Source organism: Microcystis sp. M49636_WE2 (genome assembly GCF_030065375.1).
In the GTDB taxonomy this organism is placed as follows: Bacteria; Cyanobacteriota; Cyanobacteriia; order Cyanobacteriales; family Microcystaceae; genus Microcystis; species Microcystis aeruginosa_C.
Genome location: NZ_JASJFG010001108.1, coordinates 1 through 3,538, shown reverse-complemented (window position 1 = coordinate 3,538; position 3,538 = coordinate 1). Strand labels below are relative to the sequence as shown.

Genomic DNA, 3,538 nt, shown 5'->3' with positions numbered 1-3,538 from the left:
TGGGGGGATTATCATCTTAGGAATTGGTTGGACTTGCTTCCGACTCTGGCGACATTTATTTATGGATTTATTATAAATGACAGAAGTAATTCGACTCGATCAAGTGTCTCTCGAAAGACGTACTCAAGAAGAATTCTCCTATGATCTAAAAAGGACAATCTTCTCTCTTCTTGAAGGTAAATATCGTCAACCTGCCAAAAAATTAGTTCTAGATGATATAGATTTAGTCATTAATTCTGGAGCAAAATTAGGTATCATTGGAGCTAATGGCGCGGGAAAATCTACTCTTTTAAAAGTCATTTGTGGTATTCTAGAACCGACAAAGGGACAGGTGAGAGTCAGGGGACAAATTGCCTCTCTAATTGAATTAGGAGCGGGTTTTGATCCAGATTTACCAGTAAAAGATAATATTATTCTCTATGGGGTAATGCTGGGATTTTCTCGTCAGGAAATGAAGGAAAAAACCAAAGATATCCTTGACTTTGCTGAGTTAGAAGAATATATGGGAGCGCCGGTGAAATCTCTTTCTTCCGGGATGGTGGCTCGTTTAGGATTTGCGATCGCAACAGAGGTTCACCCCGATATTCTTATTCTTGATGAAGTCCTTTCCGTTGGGGATGAAAGTTTTAAAAATAAGTGTAAACGACGTTTAAAAAAATTCTGGAATTCTAACGCTACTATTTTAGTAGTTTCCCACGATTTGACTTTAATTCAAGAGTCCTGTGACCAAGCAATTTGGCTGAATAAGGGCCAGTTGCAATCTCAGGGTACACCAGAAGATGTAATCAAGTTTTATTTGGATTCTGTACATCAAAATGAAGTTAATTTTTAATTAAGTAGGTAAGCTCAGTTAATTTATCTACGTTTGGCTCTCTTGGGTTTGGTGGGTAAAATGTATTATAGGGTACATTCCTGCTGGCGGTCGCAACGCGCTCGCTACGCGAGACCAACTGGAACGAACCACAAAGACACAAAGGACACAAAGATTGATCGCTTCTAGATAATCTAAACTTATCACACAAAGAAGAAGAGAGCCTACGTTTGACTTAGTTGAAAACGCTGTAACAAAATAAAAAACCTCGGTGTCCAGCCGAGGTAGCGCTAAGTTATGTAGGAGAACTCAAGCAAATCTGTCAATGGGGTAAACCCAAACCCCGAAAACTTTTTTAAGCTAGTAGGCCAAGTTTTTTGCCGTTGTCTCGGACTCAAGGAATCATCTTCTGTCCTATACTCCTCGAGACAATCTGAACCGGCTTGGTGTCTTGGCTGTTTTGCTTTAACTTTTAGTTCATGTAAATAAATGTAACAATATTTTTACGAATTGTAAAGAAGGATTGACAAAATAAAACTTATATGTAATATAAGCTAAGTTAATATTTTTCGCCGATCGAAGCTAGGGAGGTAATATATAGGGAGATTGGTTCACTAGCGTGACAAGGTGTACCCAGAATGTCCTATTTGTTTTTGTTACCACTATTCACCGCTGCTCTGGCTGCCTATTTCTGGCAGAAGTCCAGCGATGAGATCGCTTATCTGGCCAGTGCCGCCACGGTAATTAGTTTAGTGTTGAGTCTGGTTTTGGCTCCTTGGCAGATTCAGCTACTAATTCTCTTGACAGTTGTGATTGTCGTCACCTTTTTATGGCAAGGACGAGAAGAGCAGAAGAATGTCCCCGTCCCCACTCCGGAAACCGCCGGCGAAAAAAAGTATCGTGGGGCCACCTATATGGAGCCAACAGTCGCCGAAGCTCCTGTCAAGGAGCGAGGGGGTAAATATCGGGGTGCGGAGGTTAAAATCACCAATAATCCCACGGTGGCCAACCCAATTCGCTCCTCATCTCTCAAATATCGCGGCGCCGGTTCGGCAAACAAAGACCAGTAATCAGTAATCAGTTATCAGTTATCAGTTATCAGTTATCAGATTTGAGTTTTCAGTTCACTGATTGGGTGCATCTTGTATTTGTGATTTTCTCTCACTTATGGTGAGCAGCAGAAGTTATTAAAAGAGGGCGAATGCAATTCGCCCCTACAATAATATTATTGAGATGCACCCCACTGATTACTGTTTACTGTTCACTGTTCACTGAAAATACTTCCCAATTCCCAATTCCCAATTCATAATTCATAATTCATAATTCATAATTCCTACATACTACTGGTCTTGAATATAAAGCTGATTATTTTTGAGACAATTGTATGCCTTTTGTAACTCGATTCCCAGATAACCGATATGTTCGGGAATAATTGCGGGATTGGTAGCGGCAAGCTCGCGGATTAATTTGAGGGGATTTTTGCCTTGATAACAAGCGACAACTTCCCCACTGCCGGGGGTAGTTTGTTGGACAAGAATTTGTTCTTTTTCCACAGAAATCAAAAAGTTACCGCTAGGGTCAAAAAAGTCGCGCTGATTGACAATCTTATCGTACTGGGTGGCGATTAATCGTTCGACATTCTCCCAAGTATCATCGTATATATGGGCCGATTGACTAATAGTAATCAATGGACCGAGGGTTAAATTATACTGGGAGCGTTGATTGATTTCTTGGCAAATATGTTGCTGTAAAGCACGCAATCCCATGGCATTTGCTGGCCAAGCGGCAAACATATCATTACTTCTAAATATTGCAGTGAGAGACAATTCATTTTCCACCACTCGCACCCAAATATGATTTAAACAGGGACTACCTCCCTTTTCGTGGTCTTTCACATCCCAAAGGGACATAACTGCACTAGCTGCGTCAATTTCTGAGATTAATTTATTAATAACCTGTTCAATTTGGTCTCGTCCAAACCAAGAGCGCAATCTTTGACCGTAGGTGTATTTAACTCCTTGGTGTATAGGGGAATCATCGAGAATTTGTCCGATATATTCGGTAAGAAAAGCTCTATCTATAGGCAAATAATTAGGTTCGGGAAAATAAAAGTCTGGGGGTTCATCGGTGACAACGGCCATTAGGTCAATTAATTCTTGCCATTTACCATCATATCCTGTCGGTCTAATTGTGCCAGTGGTTTTAATCTTTTGGAGAATTTTTACCCAAGTTTCGGCAATAGTTTTTCCTTCAATGCGATGACCGTATCTTGTCCCAGGTAGGAGAGAAGGAAGATTTTCTGAGATAGGAAAGGTTAATGGTTCTCCCCAAGTTGGTAAGGGGGATTGTTCTGCATAATTTTTGACAGTTTCAATCGCTTCTGGGATGGATTTAACCAGTTGGTATTGAATTGATTGACGCAATTTTTCGAGAATTTCTCGGTCAATTTCTTTGTCAACATATCCCGTGATAGAAGAATTAATTAGCCAACATTCTCCACCTGTGTCACTTTTTCCTAGTTGGAATCCTTGACTAAAAAAATCTAGCAAACATTGACAGCTACCAGAGTTCTTATCTTCCTTAGTCGCGTTGAGAATAACTAAGTATCTAACGTGGGGATTTGCTATTAAGTTTCTCAGCAGGGGACTAATTCCTCTGGTGGGACTATAAAGATTACCAATCACCGCGTATTGGTCGGGATTTAAATGTTTAGCAAGGGACTGTTTT

The 3,538-nt window shown here is 40.4% G+C and carries 3 protein-coding genes; 2 read left to right on the top strand and 1 reads right to left on the bottom strand.

The genetic code is table 11. From position 1 onward, the window contains the following. Positions 1-76: 76 nt before the first annotated feature. Together PX484_RS25565 and PX484_RS25560 are read left to right on the top strand one after the other, a co-directional pair. Positions 77-832 carry an ABC transporter ATP-binding protein gene (locus PX484_RS25565; RefSeq protein WP_004163611.1) on the top strand — a complete coding sequence of 252 codons (756 nt, stop codon included), beginning with the start codon at positions 77-79 and terminating at the stop codon, positions 830-832. Between the two features lie 617 nt (positions 833-1,449). Next, positions 1,450-1,881: a DUF4278 domain-containing protein gene (locus tag PX484_RS25560; RefSeq protein ID WP_004163613.1), complete on the top strand. Its 432-nt coding sequence runs from the start codon at positions 1,450-1,452 to the stop codon at positions 1,879-1,881. 270 nt (positions 1,882-2,151) lie between these two features. Here the strand turns inward: PX484_RS25560 and PX484_RS25555 are convergent. Continuing rightward, positions 2,152-3,538: thymidylate synthase (locus tag PX484_RS25555; RefSeq protein ID WP_288106258.1), on the bottom strand; the 1,387-nt coding region annotated here is incomplete at its 5' end.